Origin of the sequence: Streptomyces sp. NPDC050610 (assembly GCF_040654875.1) — a bacterium.
Lineage (GTDB): Bacteria > Actinomycetota > Actinomycetes > Streptomycetales > Streptomycetaceae > Streptomyces.
Genome location: NZ_JBFAIV010000014.1, coordinates 158,390 through 173,980, shown reverse-complemented (window position 1 = coordinate 173,980; position 15,591 = coordinate 158,390). Strand labels below are relative to the sequence as shown.

Below are 15,591 nucleotides of genomic sequence, written 5' to 3'. Positions count from 1 at the left end.
ATGAGTGCGCTTGCGGTACGGATCTTCGGGGTCGAGCTGCGGGACGAGCTGCGGGCCATCGTGCGCGAGCCCACCTCCCTCTTCTTCAGCATCCTCATGCCCGTCGGGTTCTTCGTCCTGTTCAACCTGTTGTACGGGCACGGCACCACGCAGGGGCTGTCGGCCGGTACGGCGATGGTGGCGACGTTCGGCACGTACGGGGTGATCACCGTGGCCGCCCTGCAGCCGGGGATCGGGGTCGCGCAGGACCGTGACCTGGGGTGGCTGCGTATGAAGCGGGTGTCCGCGGTGCCGGTCGGGATCAGTCTCGCCGCGAAGGCCGCCGCCGCGCTGCTCTACGGGGTGGGCGTGCTGGTGCTGATGGGTGTGGCGGCCGCGGCGTTCGGCACGCTGGACGCCTCGCCCTGGGCGCTGCTGCGGGTGGCGGTGGTGCTGCTGCTGGGCACTGTTCCGTTCACGCTGTTCAGTGTGGCGATCGGGCTGCGGTTCCGTACGGGCGCGACGATCGCGATGCTCAACGCCGTGCTGTTCCCGCTGGCCGTGCTCTCCGGGCTGTGGATTCCCATCCGGTTCCTGCCCTCCGCCGTCCGGCACATCGCGGAGTTCCTGCCCACCTACCACCTCGCCGAGCTCGGGCTCTCCCAGCTGGGCGACGGCACCGCCCTGATCCATGTGCTCGCCCTGGTCGTCACCACGGTCGTCGCCGGGGCCATCGCCACCGTGTCCTATCGTCATGCTCGGATATGAGTAACCCCGACCTCGCCGAATCCGGCCCCGAACCCGAACCCGAACCCGGCCCCGCTCCCAGGTCAGCGGCCACGCGGCTGCTGACCTGGGAGTGGGTCTACCTCGGCTACGTGCTCTTCGTGCTCGCGCAGCCCTATTTCTCGCCGCAGCAGGCGTGGTGGGAGTGGCCGCTGGCGATCGTGGTGTGCGTGGCCACGGCCGTGCTGTACGGGACGACGCTGCTGCGCGGCCCGGCCGCGCGGCAGATCTGGTCGTCGATCGTGCCGCTGGCCGTGATCGGCGCGCTGGCCACGCCGTTCAACACCAACGCGAGCGTGCTGTTCGTCTACGCGGCGGCCGTCGCCGGCAAGGCGCTGCCGTGGCACGACGCGCGGCTGTGGTTCGCGGGCCTGACCGTGCTGAACTGCGTCACGGCGCTGGTGTCGCGGGTGCCGATGCCCTACCGGCTGTGGGGGTTCGGTTCGGCGCTCGTCCTGATCTGGGTGATCGGGCTGCTCGAACTCAAGCAGCGCGACCGGCGGCAGGAGATGGAGAACCAGCGGCTGCGCACCTCGCAGGCCGAGCTGCTGGCGGCCATCGCGGAGCGCGAGCGGATCGCGCGGGACCTGCACGATCTGCTCGGGCATTCGCTGACCGCGGTGGTGATGCGGGCGCAGCTGACCAAGGAGCTGGTGCCGGTCGACCCGGGGCGGGCGCGCGCCGAGGCCGAGGAGATCGAGCGCAACGCGCGGGAGGCCCTGGCCGCCGTGCGCAGTACGGTCACCGGCTGGCGGCAGACCAATATCCGGGCGGAGCTGGAGGCGGCGCGGCGGGCGCTGGCCGGGACCAAGGTGTCGCTGCGGGTGGACTACGACGACAAGTTGATCCTGGTCGCGGCGGCCGAGCACGAGCTGGGGCTGGCGTTGCGGGAGGCGGTGACGAACGTGGCCCGGCACGCGCGGGCCTCCATCTGTCACATCGGGCTGGACGCGGACGAGGAACGGGTGCGGTTGGTGATCGCGGACGACGGGATCGGCGGTACGGCTCCGGAGGGCACCGGGCTGAACGGGCTGCGCGAGCGGATCGCGAAGCTCGGCGGCGCGGTGCAGCGCACCGGTTCGGCCGGTACGACGCTGACCATCACGGTGCCGATCGGGGCGGCCCGGTGATCCGGGTGGTGCTGGCCGAGGACCAGGGCATGGTGCTGGGCGCGTTCGCGTCCCTGCTCGACCTCCAGCCGGACATCACGGTGGTGGCGACGGCGACCAACGGCGACGACGCGCTGGCCGCGGTGCGCGAGCACCGGCCGAACGTCCTGGTGACGGACATCGAGATGCCCGGCCGTACCGGTCTCGACCTGGCCGCCGAGCTGAACCGGCTGGGCGACCCCACGCGCGTACTGATCGTGACCACCTTCGCCCGCAGCGGCTACCTGCGGCGCGCGGTCGACGCCGGGGTGGCCGGGTACGTGCTCAAGGACGCGCCGATCGGCGAGCTGGCGACGGCCCTGCGCCGGGTGCACGCGGGCGAGCGGGTCGTCGCGCCGGAGCTGGCGGTGGCGGCGTGGGACGCGGCCGACCCGCTGACCGACCGGGAGCGCGAGCTCTTGCGGCAGGTCGCGGAGGGGGCGAGCAACGCCGAGATCGCGGCGCGGCTCTGCCTGGCCGAGGGCACCGTGCGCAACTACCTGTCCACCGCCATGGCCAAGCTCGGCGCGCGCAACCGGACGGACGCGGCCCGGACCGCCCTCGACCGCGGCTGGCTGTAGGACGCGCGCCCCGTATCAGGCCACCGTCGGCAGGCTTCCCGGCAGCCTGTCCGGCAGTGCGAACAGCGCGTCGTGCAGCGGGCGGCCCGTTCCATGCCAGATGGACAGCGCGTACACGCTGATCGGGTAGTGGACCCAGCGCGCCGGCGCCCACACTGTGCCGCGCACGGTGTCCCCCTGCCCGCTCGCGTCGAGGTTCGACGGTACGTCGCCGTCTTCGACCAGCCGGTTCCAGCCCTGCCGCGGCATGGCGAACTCCGCCTCGGCCAGCTCTCCGCGCAGACTCGCGCGCAGGATCGTCGTCGCCGCGATGTCGAGCGTCAGCGCGCCGTCGACCAGTACCCGGTCGACCTCGTACCCATCGGCGGCCAGCCCGTCGCAGAGCGCGTCGACGGCGGCGGTGAGCAGGTCGGCCGTGGCGCGTTCGGTGGCGACGGCGCGGCACAGCAGCGCCTGGAAGTGCACTTCCTCGGGCACGACGATGTGGTCGCCGATGACCGTCTTGAGCAGTTCCATGTCCAGGGCGGCCGGTTCCCGGTGGGCGGCGAGGACGTTGCGGGCGACGGCCCGCAGGAACGGGTCGGCGCAGTCGTCGAGCAGGAACGTCCAGACGCGCCGGCAGAGTTCGACCAGGCGCACGCCCGTCGTCGCGTGGACGACGCGCAGCGCGCAGCGCAGCAGGATCTTCTGGAACAGCGTCATGGCCACCCGGAACTCCATGCCGCGCGCCCATTCCTCGGCGGTCATGGACTCGTGGCCGACGACGACGTCGGCGATGAGTTCGGGGTTGGTGACGTCGCCGGGCATCCGACGTGTCGTCAGTTCGTGCTTGTCCTGGAAGGACTCCCGCGAGTACTCGGTGTTGTTGAGCAGCAGCAGCGGATAGATCACGGGCGATCCGCCGGCGGTCAGCACCTCCTCGACGCCCTTGAGGTACGAGTCGTACGTCTCGCCGGGCAGGCCCCAGATGAGGTCGGTGTAGGTGGGGACGTTGAGTTCGCGGAACCGGGACAGCAGCCGGCGGTAGTGGTCCGTACGGATGTTGGCGCGGTTGGCGATCTTCAGTACGTCCGCGTCGAAGGACTGCGCGGAGAGCGTGATGGCGCCGGTGAGGTCGGCGGCGTGCAGCATGCTCGCGATCTCCACGATGCGCTGGTTGCCGTTCTTCGCCCAGTTGGTGCTGATGATCAGGCGCTTGTCGTAGCGGCGGGTGAGTTCGACGATGCGCTCCGCGATCTGCCGGTCGCGGGCGAGGATGCCGAAGTTCGCGTCGGCGATGAACAGCGTCGCGTCCGTGGGCATCAGCCGGATCAGGCGGCCGAGTTCGGCGAAGATCCGGTCGAGGTCGAACTGGCGCACCTTGGAGTTGGTCGCGCCGCCCCAGTAGCAGAACGCGCACTTGTACGGGCAGCCGCGGTTGGTCTCGTAGACGATCATCGACGAGCCGGTGATCTCCTCGTCGGAGTAGACCGGGGTGAGGATCGGCGAGACGACCTGGTCGAGATCGGTGATGCGGTCCGCGTCCGGGTTGGTGACGACGGCACCGCCGGACCAGTGGCTGATGCCGGGGATCGTGGCGAGGTCGCCGTCGGCGAGCAGGCAGTGCATCAGGTCGCGGAAGCGGAGTTCGCCCTCGCCGTGCACCAGGACGTCCACCCAGGGGGCCTCGGCGAACAGCGGCTCCTGCTGGTGGCTGACATCGTTGCCGCCGACGACGACGCGGCAGCGGGGCCAGCGCTGCTTGACCTGCCGGGCCAGTTCCAGGGACTGGGCGCGGTTCCAGAAGAAGACGGTCAGCGCGACGGCGAACGGTTCGTCCCAGGAGTCGAGCAGGTCGGCCGTCGCCCGGTCCCCGCCGCTCTGTTCGCGCACGCAGATCCGGAACTCGCAGGACTCGTCGAGGACGGGGTCGGCGACGGCGGTCGCCTTGAGGTAGCCGAGGGTGACGCTGTACCGGACACCGTGCATCGCGGTGAACTCGACGAGTTGTACGGACTTCTTGGCGGCGGGCGCCGGCGTCGACTGCTCGCCGGCCTGGGCGACGTGGAGCGTATCCAATGTGGAGGTCATGGCTAACATCCGTCGAGCAGGTTTTAAGTGGCGGCGCGGAGGATTACCGCAGCGGCGCGGAGCATTCCCGCGGCGATGCGCACCGGATGCACACGCTTGCAGTATGCATCGGACGGCCACGCTTGCAGTATTGGATGGACCTGTCAATAACGCACGCTTTGTAGCGTAGGTATCTTTGAGGATACCGGGCGAACCTTAAAAAATTTTCAGGTTCAGACCACTGCGTCGATGGATATTGACGACCTAGAGGGCCAGATGTAGCGTCAGCCGCGAATCGGTGGCACCGAGTGGCCCCGAACCGTGAGGGGCATAAACCAGATGTCGATCTGGTGAATAGCCGATTGCTAGGGAGTGGTATCGGTGCGCTTCGGGCTTTCCTTTCTTCCTGACTGCACTCCGGAGACGAAATCTCCGCAGACCTACTTCAGCGACGCGCTGGAACTGTCGGTCCAGGGTGAGCTTGGGGGCCTGGACACGGTCAAGATGACCGAGCACTACCTCCATTACTACGGCGGATACTGCCCGAGCCCCTTCGGATTCCTCTCCGCGGTGGCCGCCCGGACCAATTCCGTCAGGCTGATGACGGGCTGCGTCCTGCCGGTCTTCCACCACCCGATTCAATTGGCCGCGGAAGCGGCGCAAGTGGATGCGATCAGCGGCGGCCGGCTCGACGTGGGATTCGCGCGGGCATATCTGCCCGACGAGTTCGACGCGCTGGGTCTGGAGATGGACGAGAGCGTCGACCGATTCCGCGAGACCATTCGCGCGGTGCTGCGGATATGGACCGAGGAAAAAGTCAGCGAGGAGACGCCGTTCTTCTCCTACCGCGACGTGACCGGACTCCCGCGGCCCACCCAGCGGCCGCACCCGCCGGTCTGGGGCGCCGCGGTGCGTACCCCGGAGAGCTTCAGCTGGCTGGGCTCCGAGGGACTGGGGCTGCTGATCACCCCGATGATCTCGCCGCACGAGTTCCGCGGCCACCTGGGCCTCTACCGCGACGCGTTCGAGGCAGCCCACGGCACGTCCGGCCCCCGCCCCCGGGTCGCGGCCAGCCTGCCGCTGGTGGTGGCGGACACCGACGAGCACGCCGAGCGGATCGCCGAGACCTACCTGCGCCGCTACCTGGACGTGTGGGCGGAGGCCGTCAGCCCGTGGGACCGGCGGGAGTCCTCCGCCTACCGCGGCTACTCCGGGTTCGGCTGGATGCTGCGCGGCCTCCAGCCCAAGAAGCTGATCACCGAGGGCGGTGTGATCGCCGGCTCGCCGGCCACCGTCATCGACCGTATCCGCGCTTTCAACGACGACATCGGCGGCGTCGACGAGATCCTGTGGCAGATCGATTTCGGTGCGATGCCGCTCGCCGAGGCTGGGCAGAGCTTGTCGCTTTTCTGCGACAAGGTGCTGCCCGAAGTAAAAACACTCTGAAAAGGAAAAGAGGTGAAAGACATGGAGGGATTCGACGACCTGGTGCTGGATGACAGCGCCTTCGAGTTGGTGGATCTGGGCGAGGTCGTGCCCGAGTCGGTGACGGCCGGTTACGGTCTGACCGAGCTGTCCGCTTCCGGTGGTGCGAGCAGCTGTTGCTGCTGCTGCCCGTGCTGCTCCTGCACCTGATCCGGGTGCTGATGTTCCGGGCACATGTGCTCTAGCCGGTGCGCGCTGTGAACGGGGACCGGGTGGCTCTCGGTCCTCCTCCTGACCAGACATCGAGAATGCGTGAAGAAGCGGTGTTCATGGAAGCCAATGTCGAGCGAATACGGCCGCGACTGCGTGGCGACGTATACGTCATGCGCGTGCCGGAAGGCGCTTACATCCGCAGCAATCTGGGCGGGTCGATACTCAAGGGCGCGTCGACCTACGAATGGATTCAGCGGATCGCCCCGATGCTGGACGGCACCAGGACACTCGGCGAACTGTGCGCGTCCGTACCGGAGTCCAGCCGCTCCGGCCTGGCCAAGCTGACGATGCTGCTGCTCGGCAAGGGGTACGTGAAGAACGTACTGGAGGACCGCCCGCACACGCTGCCGGCCGACGTCGCCAAGACCTACGCGGCCAACATCGCTTTTATCGAGTACTTCGTGGAGTCGCCGGAACTGCGCTTCGAGGAATACCGCGACAGCGCCCTCGTACTGGCCGGGTCCGGCCCGCTGCTCCAGGCCCTCGCCAACTCGCAACTGCGCTCCGGGGTACGCGCCCTGTCGCTCGCGCCGTTCGCCGAGTCGCCGTTCGACCGCGACCGCGTCGCCGAACACCTCGCCGCGGCCCGCGAGCAGGACCCCGAGCAGCGGATCGACTACGGCTATCTGGACGCCGAAGGGCAGTCGTCCGCCCCGGATGCCGGCGGGCGGCAGTTCGGCCCCGTCGACCGGCTCGCGGACGGTGCCGCCATGGTGCTGCACGTAGCGGACCGCCCCATGATCGGACGCGCCCGGCGGCTGTCCCGTAGCGCCGCCGCCGCGGGCGCCGCGTCCGCGCAGGCGGTCGTGGTGGGCGACGACGCGTGGATCGGCCCGGTGACCGGCAAGGACGGCGACGCCACGGCCTGGGAATCGGCCTGGCGGCGGCTGCGCGCGCTCGCGCCGGACCTCGCCGGCGCGGACCTGGACGACCATCCCGAGGCCCCGGTGAGCGAGTTCCTGCGCGGCCCCACGGTCGCGCTGGTCGCCAACCAACTGTGCTTCGCCGCGTTCCGGCACCTCACCGGCATCGACCAGGACACCGGGGCCGATCACCTGGTCCGGTTCGACCTGGAGACGCTGGAGACCGCGAAGCACCCCTTCCTGCCGCACCCGCTCGCGCGGCCCGCCGTCCCCGACGACCCGGCGCGGCTGACCGCGCTGCCGACCGCGCCGCCCGTGGACGACGAGGAGCTGGCCCGGCGCGCGGTGGACTGCGTCGACCCGCGGACCGGCGTGTTCGCCGAGATCACCGAGCGCGACTACGAGCAACTGCCGCTGTTCGTCAGCGAGGTCGTGGTCTCCGACCCCGTCGGCCTGGCCGGCGGGCCGTTCCCGGTGTACGGCTGCGGCGAGAACGTGGTCGAGTCGCGACAGCGCGCCGTCCGGCACGCGTTCGAGCGGTACGCGGCCGTCATGCACGATCCCCGCAAGGGCGATCGGCTGTACGGCCTGGACGTGCTGACCGGTGAGCCGGTCGCGGTCGACGCCGCGGAGGTCTTCCCCGCCCCGGCCGAAGCCCCTGCCTCGGCCAAGGCCCCCGCCGCCATCGCAACCGCCACCGCCACCGCCACCGCGGCCTCCGGCAGTGACTGGCCCGAAGCCGTGCGCGCCGCGGTGGTCGCGGCAGCGAATGACAGCGTTGTCACGGCGCTCGCGAACGCCACCGGGCCCTTCCCCCGGCTGGATCTGGCCGACGCGGAGCTGACTCCGCGCGCCGCGCGCTACGTGAAGCTGCTGGAGATCGTCGAGCTGCGCGTCCAGGTCCACGACCTGACCGCCCTGCTCGGGCTGCCCACGTTCGCGTTCAGCACTCCGGACGCCACCGTCGCCTACGTGAGCGACCTGGACGTCGACGCCGCGCTGGAGAAGGGGCTGGAGCGGACGCTGCTCGCCTACCAGTCCCGGGCCGCCGACCAGCCCGGTTACGCGCCCACGCCCGTACCCGACCTGCCAGTCGGCCTGCGCGGCGGACCCGGAGCGCGGCCGGACTCCGTGACCCTCGAAGACGCCGTGACGAGCTTGACGCGCGAAGGCGGCCGTGTGGTGGCGGTACCGCTCGACCACGACCCGCTCCTCGCCCGGATGTGTCCGTTCGTGGCGCGAGCCGTGGTCGTCCATGGCTGATCGGCCCCAGGTACTGCTCGAACCGCATCAGGTGATCGTCGGACCGTGGGCGCCGGGCTGCCCGGAGTGCCTGCGCACCCGGCGCACCGCTTCGGCGACGGTCGAACGTACCGCCGAGATGGCCGCCGAGGTGCGCGGCCGCGAACTGCCGACCTTCCTGGCGGACACCGTCACCGAGCTGGCGGAGGCGGGCCCCAAGACCGGGGCCGAGACCGAAGCCGGGGCTGGACCCAAGGCCGGGGCCGAACCTGAGCCGCCCGCCAAGCCTCAACCCGTGCCGCCAACCCACCAGTTCTGGATAATCGACACAGCCACGCTCGCCATGTCCCGGCACGCCTTCCTGCCCGATCCGCGCTGCCCCAAGTGCTCCGCCCTGCCCGCCGACACCGAGCAGGGTGCGCGGATCGTCCGGGAGGCGCGGCCGAAGCTCTCGCCCGGGTCGAGCCGCGTCCGCCGGCTGGACCCGGCCGGGCTCGACGCGGCCTATGTCGACGCGCAGAGCGGCCTGATCCCCTCGGTCACCTCCTACACGCAGCACGCGTTTCCGTTCACCGAGGCCGTCATGGCGGTGCCCGGCCGCTCAGTGGAGGCCGCGGGCTACGGCCGTACGCGGGATTTCACGTCCGCGCGGGCCATCGCGGTGGCGGAGTCGCTGGAACGGCTCGCCGCGTACGCGACGAGCAGGCGTACGAGCGTCAGGGCCGGTTACGCGGAGGTGGCCGACGACGCGATCGACCCGCGCTCGCTCGGCCTGTATCCCCCCGACCGGTACCGCACCCCCGGCTTCCCGTACCGGGAGTTCACCGAGGACGCGGTGGCCGACTGGGTGTGGGGCTGGTCGTTCGGCCAGGACCGGCCCGTGCTCGTACCGGAGGACTTCGTCTACTACCGGCTGCCGAAGTCCGGCGGCGGCGCCCCCGCCTTCGCGTGCGAGATCTCCAGCGGCTGCGCCCTCGGCGGCTGCTACGAGGAGGCGGTGCTGCACGGCGTCCTCGAAGTCGCCGAGCGCGACGCGTTCTTGATGGCCTGGTACGCGCGTACGCCGCTGCCCGAGATCGACCCGGCCGCCGTGCCCGACCGCCGGATACCGCTCGTGGCCGAACGCATCGCACGGCGGGGCTACCGGGTACGGATCTTCGACAGCACGCGGGAACACGGCATCCCGTCCTTCTGGACGTTCGCCGAGGACGTCACCGGCACCGGGCGACGGCCCAAGGCCGTCTCGACCGGCGGCAGCGGACTGGACCCGGCCGAGGCGATCCTGGCCGCGCTGCACGAACTCAGCCAGACCGTCGAGTACGTGAGCATCCTCGCGCTCGACCCGGGCTGGCAGGACCGCGCCCAGCACCTGACCGGCCATCCGGACGAGGTCCGCTCGATGGCCGACCACCTGCTCTGCGCGGCGAACCCGGACACGTTCGACCGGTACTCCTTCCTGCTGGACGACCCGGCGGCGTCGACCTGGCGGCAAGGGCTCGAACGCTGGCGCTGGCCCGGCAGCACCGACATCGGCGCCGACCTCGACGAGGCCGTCCGGCGGTTCGCCGCGGCCGGCATGGACGTCGTCGCCGTCGACACCACCTCCACGGAACAGGCCTCGGGAGGCTTCACATGCGTCAAGGTGATGGCACCGGGGTCGGTGCCGATGACCTTCGGACACGCGGCCCGGCGGGTGACCGGACTGCCCCGTCTCCCCCGCGCGCTCAACCCCCACCCGCACCCGTTCCCATGACCGGGCGCGAGGACGGCGTCGGCCGCGAGTTCTGGCGGGTCACCCTGGAAGACCTCGCCGAGGCGATGGCGGACCGGCGGTCGGAGTACGGCAACCCGGACGAGCCGCTGAAGTTCAAGCTCTACCGCGGCCTGCCCCGCCGCCCGCTGACGACCGCGACGCCCCGGGAACTGTCCGAGGTCGCGGCGTTCGACGAGACGGCGCTCTCGACGCTGCTGCGCTACGGCTACGGCATCTCCCGGCAGGAGTTCGACACCAACGGGACCTGGCCCTACCACCGGATGGTCGCGTCCGCGCGCTGCCTGTTCGGCGTCCAGCTGTACGTGTGCCTGGCCGACGGCGTCTACCACTACGACGCGCCGCACCACGCGCTGGTACGGCTGCGGGACGGCGACCACCGGCGGCTGCTGACCAGGGCGGCCGGCGCCCAAGGCGCGCTGCCCGAGGCCGTGTTCGTACTCTCCGCGCTGTTCAACAAGGTCGCGTACATCTACCGCGAGTACGCCTACCGCCTGTGCACGCAGGAGGCCGGGCTGCTCGCCGGGAACCTCGACCTGGTCGCACGGTCCATGGGGCTACGGGCGCACGTGCACCACCAGTTCCTCGACGAGCCGGTCGGCAAGCTGCTCGGACTGGACGGCGACGAGGAACCGGCCCTGCTGGTCCTGCCGCTGCACGGCGCCGCCGCGGACGTACGGGGCGAGCCGGTCGCGGAGACGGTCGCGGACGCACAGCACGAACCCGTCGCAGAGACGGCCGCAGGCGTACGGCGCGAACCCGTCACGGAAACCGCCACCGACCCACGACGCGAACCCGTCACAGAAACCGCCACCAACCCACGACGCGAACCCGTCACGGAAACCGCCGCCGCGCTGGCCGCGACCGTCGAGGCGATCCGGCCGACCGTGGTGCGCAGCGGGCTGGAGGTCGCGCGGACCTGCCCGACGCTGACCGAGGTCGATCGCGCGTCCCGGCGCACGGACACCGCGGCCTTCACCACGGCCCTTCCGGTCGCGCCCGGTGCGTACGCGGCCGGTGCGTACGCCGCCGACCCGCTGCCGCTGCCCGAGGCCGTGGTCCCGGAGGCGAACCTGGCGGCCGTCCTGCGGGCCCGCGACTCCGGCCCCGGGATCTTCCGGCCGGTTTCCTCGCAGGTCGACGGGGTCGAACTGTGGACGCGGCTCGCCCGTATCCGCGCCGGGGTCGCCACCGACACCGTCCCGGCGGGCGCGCCGGCCCCGTTGGAGATCTTCCTGACGGTCGGCGATCTCGTCGGGATTCCGGCGGGCGCCTACCGACTCGACCCGGACACCGGCGCGCTGCTCCCGGTCGCCCCCGCGGAGCCCGGCGTCGACGCCCTCACCGCGATCGAGCGCGTCACCATCCCCGGGCCGGTCTTCCGGGGCATGAACGCCGTCGTCCATCTCGTGGGCGACCGCGACTGGGCGTTCGGCACGTTCGGCGACCGCGGCTACCGGGTGCTGAACCAGGAGGCCGGGCTGCTCGCGCACCGCGTGTGCGTCGCCGCCGCGGCGCAGGGCCTGTCCGGCCGGATCGTCAACGCGTACCACGCCGACGGGGTCCGGGCGGCCCTCGGACTCACCGAGCGGCGCCACACCCCCGTCTTCCAGATCCTGCTGGCCCGGACCGGGCCCGGCGGACGGGTGATCGTTCCTGTCGAACCCGAGGCGGTGAACTGATGGACAGCCTGAAAGAAGCCCGCTCCGACGCCGCGCGCTACCGGCTCGGCCCGGCCGCCGTGGTGCGCCTGGCCGGCAGCCCGGTCGCCGCGCTGGACGGCCTGCGCTGCGCGCGGAGCTGGGAGACCGCCCAGGAGCTCGTACGGCTGCGCGCCGAAATCGACATCGCGAGGGGCGAGTTGTCGGACCGGCTGCACGCGGCGATCGGCGCCGCGGGCGACGGGGAGCGCAAGGCGCGGCTCGTCGCGGTGCGCAGGGCCGTGCACCGCGGCCGCCGCGTCGATCCCGCGCGCCTGGCCGACCTGCCGGCCGGCCTGGTCGCCCCGGTCGGGGAATGGCTGGCGCGGCTCGCCCGCCGCGACGGCCTGCTGGGCGCGCTGGAGGAGCAGCTCAAGGACGACCAGGCCGCGAGCTACGAGTCGCTGCGCGCCTCGGCCGCGCTGCCCGCGTTCCAACTGGGCCTCGTGCACGCCAACCCGGACATGTTCTGGGCCCTGCGCAAGTGGTCCGACACCGGGCGGGCGCCGCAGCGCCAGAGCGTGCTGCGGTTGGCGCAGTACCTCGCCCGTTCCGCGGCGAAGACCAGCCCGTACTCCACGTTCACCAGCAGCGGCCTGGCCGCCTGGAGCCGGTCCGACGATGTCGTGGGGGCGCCGGCGCGGCTGGGGATCGCCGCGGCGACGGCCACCGAGATCAGCATCGGGTCGCTGCACCGGATCGCGCGCGCCGTCTACGAACGCCCGGAGGTCGCCGGCGACTGCCGCGTCCGGATCAACCCCAGCGCCACGGTCGCCGACGAGGTGCTGGTGTTCCTGGGCCGCCGCCCGGTCGAGCACGTGCACAGCCTCGCCCTCACCCCGACCCTGCGCCGGGTGCTGGAACTGACCGGGCACGAGAGCACGCTGGGCGGCCTGCGGGACCGGCTGCTGGCCCGGGCCGCCGACGAGCGGCAGGTCGACGTGTTCCTCCGCCGCCTGGTGACGCTGGGCGTGCTGGAGCTGGTGCCGCCGCTCGCCGACCAGGCCCCGGACCCGGTGGCCGACCTGCGCGCCTGGCTGCGCCGGCTCGGGCGGCCCGGCCTGGCCCGGCTGGACCGGACGCTGCACGGGGTGCACGAGGCGCTGTCGAGCTATCCGACGATCACCGCGCCCGGCGACCGGGTACCGGTCCGCGACGCCGTGATCCGCGGTCTGGACGCGGCGCTGCGCGAGGTGGGCGACCACGCCCACCTGGACAGCCCGAAGCTGACCCAGGAGTTCGGGCGGTACAGCTTCTACGAGAACGCGGTGCACCCCGGCACGGCGGCCGTGCTCGACCGGAAGAGCTGGCAGCCGCTGCTCGACGACCTCGACGCGGTACGCACGCTGCTCGGCCTGATCGGGCCCGATCTGCCGTTCAAGCTCGCGCTCGGCGCGCTGTTCCGGAGCCGGTACCCGGCCGGGGCGGAGGTCCCGCTGGTGGTGTTCTACCGGGACGTGCTGGCCGAGCAGTCCGCCGCGGCCTCGTCGGACCCGGCCGCGGGCGGGCCGCGCCGCCCGGCGCTCAGCCGGTTCGCCGGCGAGGACAGCCCGGTCGAGGCCGTACGGGAACTGCACCGGCTCCGTGCGGCGGGCAAGCGGCTGCTGGGCGGGCGGACGCCCGACGCGGACGGAGTGGTGCGGGTCGGCCCCGAGGAGGTGCGCGCGCTGGCCGAGGAGTGGCCGTCCTGGGTCCGTACGCCGACGTCCGTGGCGATCTACTGCCAGCTCGCGGACGCCGCGCGAGGTGACGACGAACGCGGTGAGGACAAGCGCGGGGATGACGCGCACGGCGGCCCGGAGCTGGTGGTCAACAACATCAACTGCGGCTTCGGCCGCGGCCGCAACCGGGTCCGGCAGATCCTGGACGGGCTCGACCTGCACGCCGGCGCACCGGCCGAACCGGGGCTGGCCGCGGGCCGCGACGACGTGCTCTTCGCCGAGTTCGAGGCCGTGGCCCGGTCCGCGGTCAACGTCCGCAAGCCCGGCGTCCGGCTGGCCGTCGACTACCCCGGTGTGCGCAGCGTGCGGGAGCGCGAGGACCTGCTGCCGGTCAACGACCTGTACGTGCGGCGCGGCGGCGACGGGCTGCTCGCGCTGGTGTCGCGGCGGCTCGGCCGGCCGATCTGCCCGGTGCACCCGGGCCTCGGCGACCGGCTGCTGCCGCCCGCCGCGCGGTTCATGGTGGAGGCGTTCGGCGAGTCCAACACCTGGTTCGGCGCGCACACCGAGCTGCGCATGACCTCGGACCCGCGCGCGGACAGCGGCGTGCGCCGCCTGCCCCGGCTGATGGTGGGCAAGGTCGTGCTGCGGCGCGCGATGTGGCTGACCCGCGCGGACCGGCTGCCCCGGCGCGCGGACGCCGCGACCGACGCGGCCTGGCTGCTGAGGATCGCCGGCTGGCTGGCCGAACACGGCATCCCCGAACGGTGCTTCGTCACCGTCCTCGACTCGGCGACGCTGGGCCAGAGCGGCCAGAGCGGCCAGAGCGGTCAGAACGGCCAGAACGGCCAGGGCGGTCAGAACGGCCAGAACGGCCAGGGCGGTCAGAGCGGTCAGAACGGCCAGGGCGGTCCGAGCGAGAACGGCCGGGGCCCGAACAACGGCGTCAAGCCGAACTACGTCGACTTCGCGAGCATGCTCCTGCTGCTCGGACTGGAGCGCCGGCTCACCGAGCCGAACGCGATCGTGCAGATCAGCGAGATGGTGCCGGACCCCGGCCAGGTCCGCGGCGAGCGCGTCGCCGAGTACATCGTGGAACTCAACGAGCCTGGAGTCAGATATGTCTGAGCGCCGCTGGGTCAGCGCCCACCTCTTCTACCACGGCGATCAGGACGCCTTGATCGTCGGAGCCGTCAGGCCCGCGGTCGAGCGGCTGCGCCGGGCCGGACACGCGGACGGCTTCTTCTTCCTCCGCTACTGGGAGGGCGGACCGCACGTCCGGCTGCGCGTGCTCGCCGCGCCGGAACACGTCCAGGAGGTCCGTACGGCCATCGAGGAGACGGCAGCCGAGTTCTACCGCGCGTCGCCGTCGCGGTCCTCGATGAGCGCGGAGGACTACGCCGAGTCCGCGCCCGCGCTCGCCGCGGTGGAGCGCATGGCCGACTACGACACCGTGCTGCACCCGGACAACTCGGTCGCGTTCATCGACTACGTGCCGGAGACCGCGGTGTTCGGCACGGGCCGGGCGCTGGAAGCGGTCGAGAAGCAGCTCATGGCGGCCAGCGCGGTGGCCCTCGAACTGATCGTCCGCGGCCGCACGCCGGGGCAGCGCGCCATGGACGCCTACGCCATGCTGTGCGGCAACCGCACGCTGTTCACCGGCATCCTGCCCGAACTCGCCTACCAGACGCGGTTCATGGTGGAGAGCGGGGGCACGGCGGCGAAGCTGCTGGGATCGGAGGAGTTCGAGCGGCACTTCGAGGCGAACAAGGCCCAGCTGCGCGCCGGGCTGGAGGCGGTGTGGGCGTCGACGCGGGGCGTGGCGCTGCCGGACGGGTCCGTGGCGAGCAACTGGCTCGCGACCGTACGGGACCTCAACGACACCCTGGTCGAACTGGAGCTGCTGGGCCGCCTCGACGCCCAACTCGACTCCTACCCCGTCTTCGACGCCCCGGCCGACGTGCTGGAGCACATCAACCACCTGGTGCCGCAGCTGATCGTGGAACGGTGCGCGCACCTCATGTGCAACCGGCTCGGCATCGGCCTCGCCCAGGAGACCCACCTGCGGCTGCTGCTGACCAGGACCGCGTTCGACCTGTGCGCAGTGTGACCC

At 71.8% G+C, this 15,591-nt stretch carries 11 protein-coding genes; 10 read left to right on the top strand and 1 reads right to left on the bottom strand.

Features of this window, described 5'->3' with window-relative positions:
* The 3 genes from AB0I22_RS19330 to AB0I22_RS19320 are packed head-to-tail and all read left to right on the top strand — an operon-like array spanning nt 1 to nt 2,494.
* Nucleotides 1-747 (top strand): ABC transporter permease, encoded by a 747-nt coding sequence (locus AB0I22_RS19330; protein WP_363132014.1) that lies wholly within the window; start codon nt 1-3, stop codon nt 745-747.
* Nucleotides 744-1,895 carry a sensor histidine kinase gene (locus AB0I22_RS19325; RefSeq protein ID WP_363132013.1) on the top strand — a complete coding sequence of 384 codons (1,152 nt, stop codon included), beginning with the start codon at nt 744-746 and terminating at the stop codon, nt 1,893-1,895. The genes AB0I22_RS19330 and AB0I22_RS19325 overlap by 4 nt, the downstream gene beginning before the upstream one ends.
* A complete protein-coding gene (locus tag AB0I22_RS19320) occupies nt 1,892-2,494 on the top strand; it encodes a response regulator transcription factor (protein WP_363132012.1) in 603 nt (200 codons plus the stop codon). The genes AB0I22_RS19325 and AB0I22_RS19320 overlap by 4 nt, the downstream gene beginning before the upstream one ends.
* A gap of 15 nt (nt 2,495-2,509) precedes the next feature.
* On the opposite strand, the gene AB0I22_RS19315 is transcribed toward AB0I22_RS19320, so the two are convergent.
* Nucleotides 2,510-4,564 carry a radical SAM protein gene (locus tag AB0I22_RS19315; RefSeq protein WP_363132011.1) on the bottom strand — a complete coding sequence of 685 codons (2,055 nt, stop codon included), beginning with the start codon at nt 4,562-4,564 and terminating at the stop codon, nt 2,510-2,512.
* Between the two features lie 360 nt (nt 4,565-4,924).
* Here AB0I22_RS19315 and AB0I22_RS19310 point away from each other — a divergent pair, with 360 nt between their 5' ends.
* The 7 genes from AB0I22_RS19310 (at nt 4,925) to AB0I22_RS19280 (ending at nt 15,588) form a co-directional block, all read left to right on the top strand.
* Complete coding sequence (locus AB0I22_RS19310; protein ID WP_363132010.1) at nt 4,925-5,989, top strand: LLM class flavin-dependent oxidoreductase; 1,065 nt, start codon at nt 4,925-4,927, stop codon at nt 5,987-5,989.
* 21 nt (nt 5,990-6,010) lie between these two features.
* Nucleotides 6,011-6,178 carry a thiomuracin/GE37468 family thiazolyl RiPP peptide gene (locus tag AB0I22_RS19305; protein ID WP_106980492.1) on the top strand — a complete coding sequence of 56 codons (168 nt, stop codon included), beginning with the start codon at nt 6,011-6,013 and terminating at the stop codon, nt 6,176-6,178.
* A gap of 119 nt (nt 6,179-6,297) precedes the next feature.
* Entirely contained in the window at nt 6,298-8,367 is a 2,070-nt protein-coding gene (locus AB0I22_RS19300) for a hypothetical protein (RefSeq protein ID WP_363132009.1), read from the top strand.
* Nucleotides 8,360-10,099 (top strand): TOMM precursor leader peptide-binding protein, encoded by a 1,740-nt coding sequence (locus AB0I22_RS19295; RefSeq protein ID WP_363132008.1) that lies wholly within the window; start codon nt 8,360-8,362, stop codon nt 10,097-10,099. Before AB0I22_RS19300 ends, AB0I22_RS19295 begins: the two co-directional genes overlap by 8 nt.
* On the top strand, nt 10,096-11,799 hold the full coding sequence (locus AB0I22_RS19290) for a SagB family peptide dehydrogenase (protein WP_363132007.1): 1,704 nt from the start codon (nt 10,096-10,098) through the stop codon (nt 11,797-11,799). Before AB0I22_RS19295 ends, AB0I22_RS19290 begins: the two co-directional genes overlap by 4 nt.
* Entirely contained in the window at nt 11,799-14,606 is a 2,808-nt protein-coding gene (locus AB0I22_RS19285; RefSeq protein ID WP_363132006.1) for a lantibiotic dehydratase, read from the top strand. The genes AB0I22_RS19290 and AB0I22_RS19285 overlap by 1 nt, the downstream gene beginning before the upstream one ends.
* Nucleotides 14,599-15,588 (top strand): lantibiotic dehydratase C-terminal domain-containing protein, encoded by a 990-nt coding sequence (locus tag AB0I22_RS19280; RefSeq protein WP_363132005.1) that lies wholly within the window; start codon nt 14,599-14,601, stop codon nt 15,586-15,588. Before AB0I22_RS19285 ends, AB0I22_RS19280 begins: the two co-directional genes overlap by 8 nt.
* The last annotated feature ends 3 nt before the right edge of the window (nt 15,589-15,591 follow it).

Excerpts from the sequence above, each read along its gene's own strand:
- AB0I22_RS19330 (WP_363132014.1), top strand. The coding sequence starts at position 1 with ATGAGTGCGCTTGCGGTACGGATCTTCGGGGTCGAGCTGCGGGACGAG.
- AB0I22_RS19325 (WP_363132013.1), top strand. The coding sequence starts at position 744 with ATGAGTAACCCCGACCTCGCCGAATCCGGCCCCGAACCCGAACCCGAA.
- AB0I22_RS19315 (WP_363132011.1), bottom strand. The coding sequence starts at position 4,564 with ATGACCTCCACATTGGATACGCTCCACGTCGCCCAGGCCGGCGAGCAG.
- AB0I22_RS19305 (WP_106980492.1), top strand. The coding sequence starts at position 6,011 with ATGGAGGGATTCGACGACCTGGTGCTGGATGACAGCGCCTTCGAGTTG.
- AB0I22_RS19300 (WP_363132009.1), top strand. The coding sequence starts at position 6,298 with ATGGAAGCCAATGTCGAGCGAATACGGCCGCGACTGCGTGGCGACGTA.
- AB0I22_RS19295 (WP_363132008.1), top strand. The coding sequence starts at position 8,360 with ATGGCTGATCGGCCCCAGGTACTGCTCGAACCGCATCAGGTGATCGTC.
- AB0I22_RS19290 (WP_363132007.1), top strand. The coding sequence starts at position 10,096 with ATGACCGGGCGCGAGGACGGCGTCGGCCGCGAGTTCTGGCGGGTCACC.
- AB0I22_RS19285 (WP_363132006.1), top strand. The coding sequence starts at position 11,799 with ATGGACAGCCTGAAAGAAGCCCGCTCCGACGCCGCGCGCTACCGGCTC.
- AB0I22_RS19280 (WP_363132005.1), top strand. The coding sequence starts at position 14,599 with ATGTCTGAGCGCCGCTGGGTCAGCGCCCACCTCTTCTACCACGGCGAT.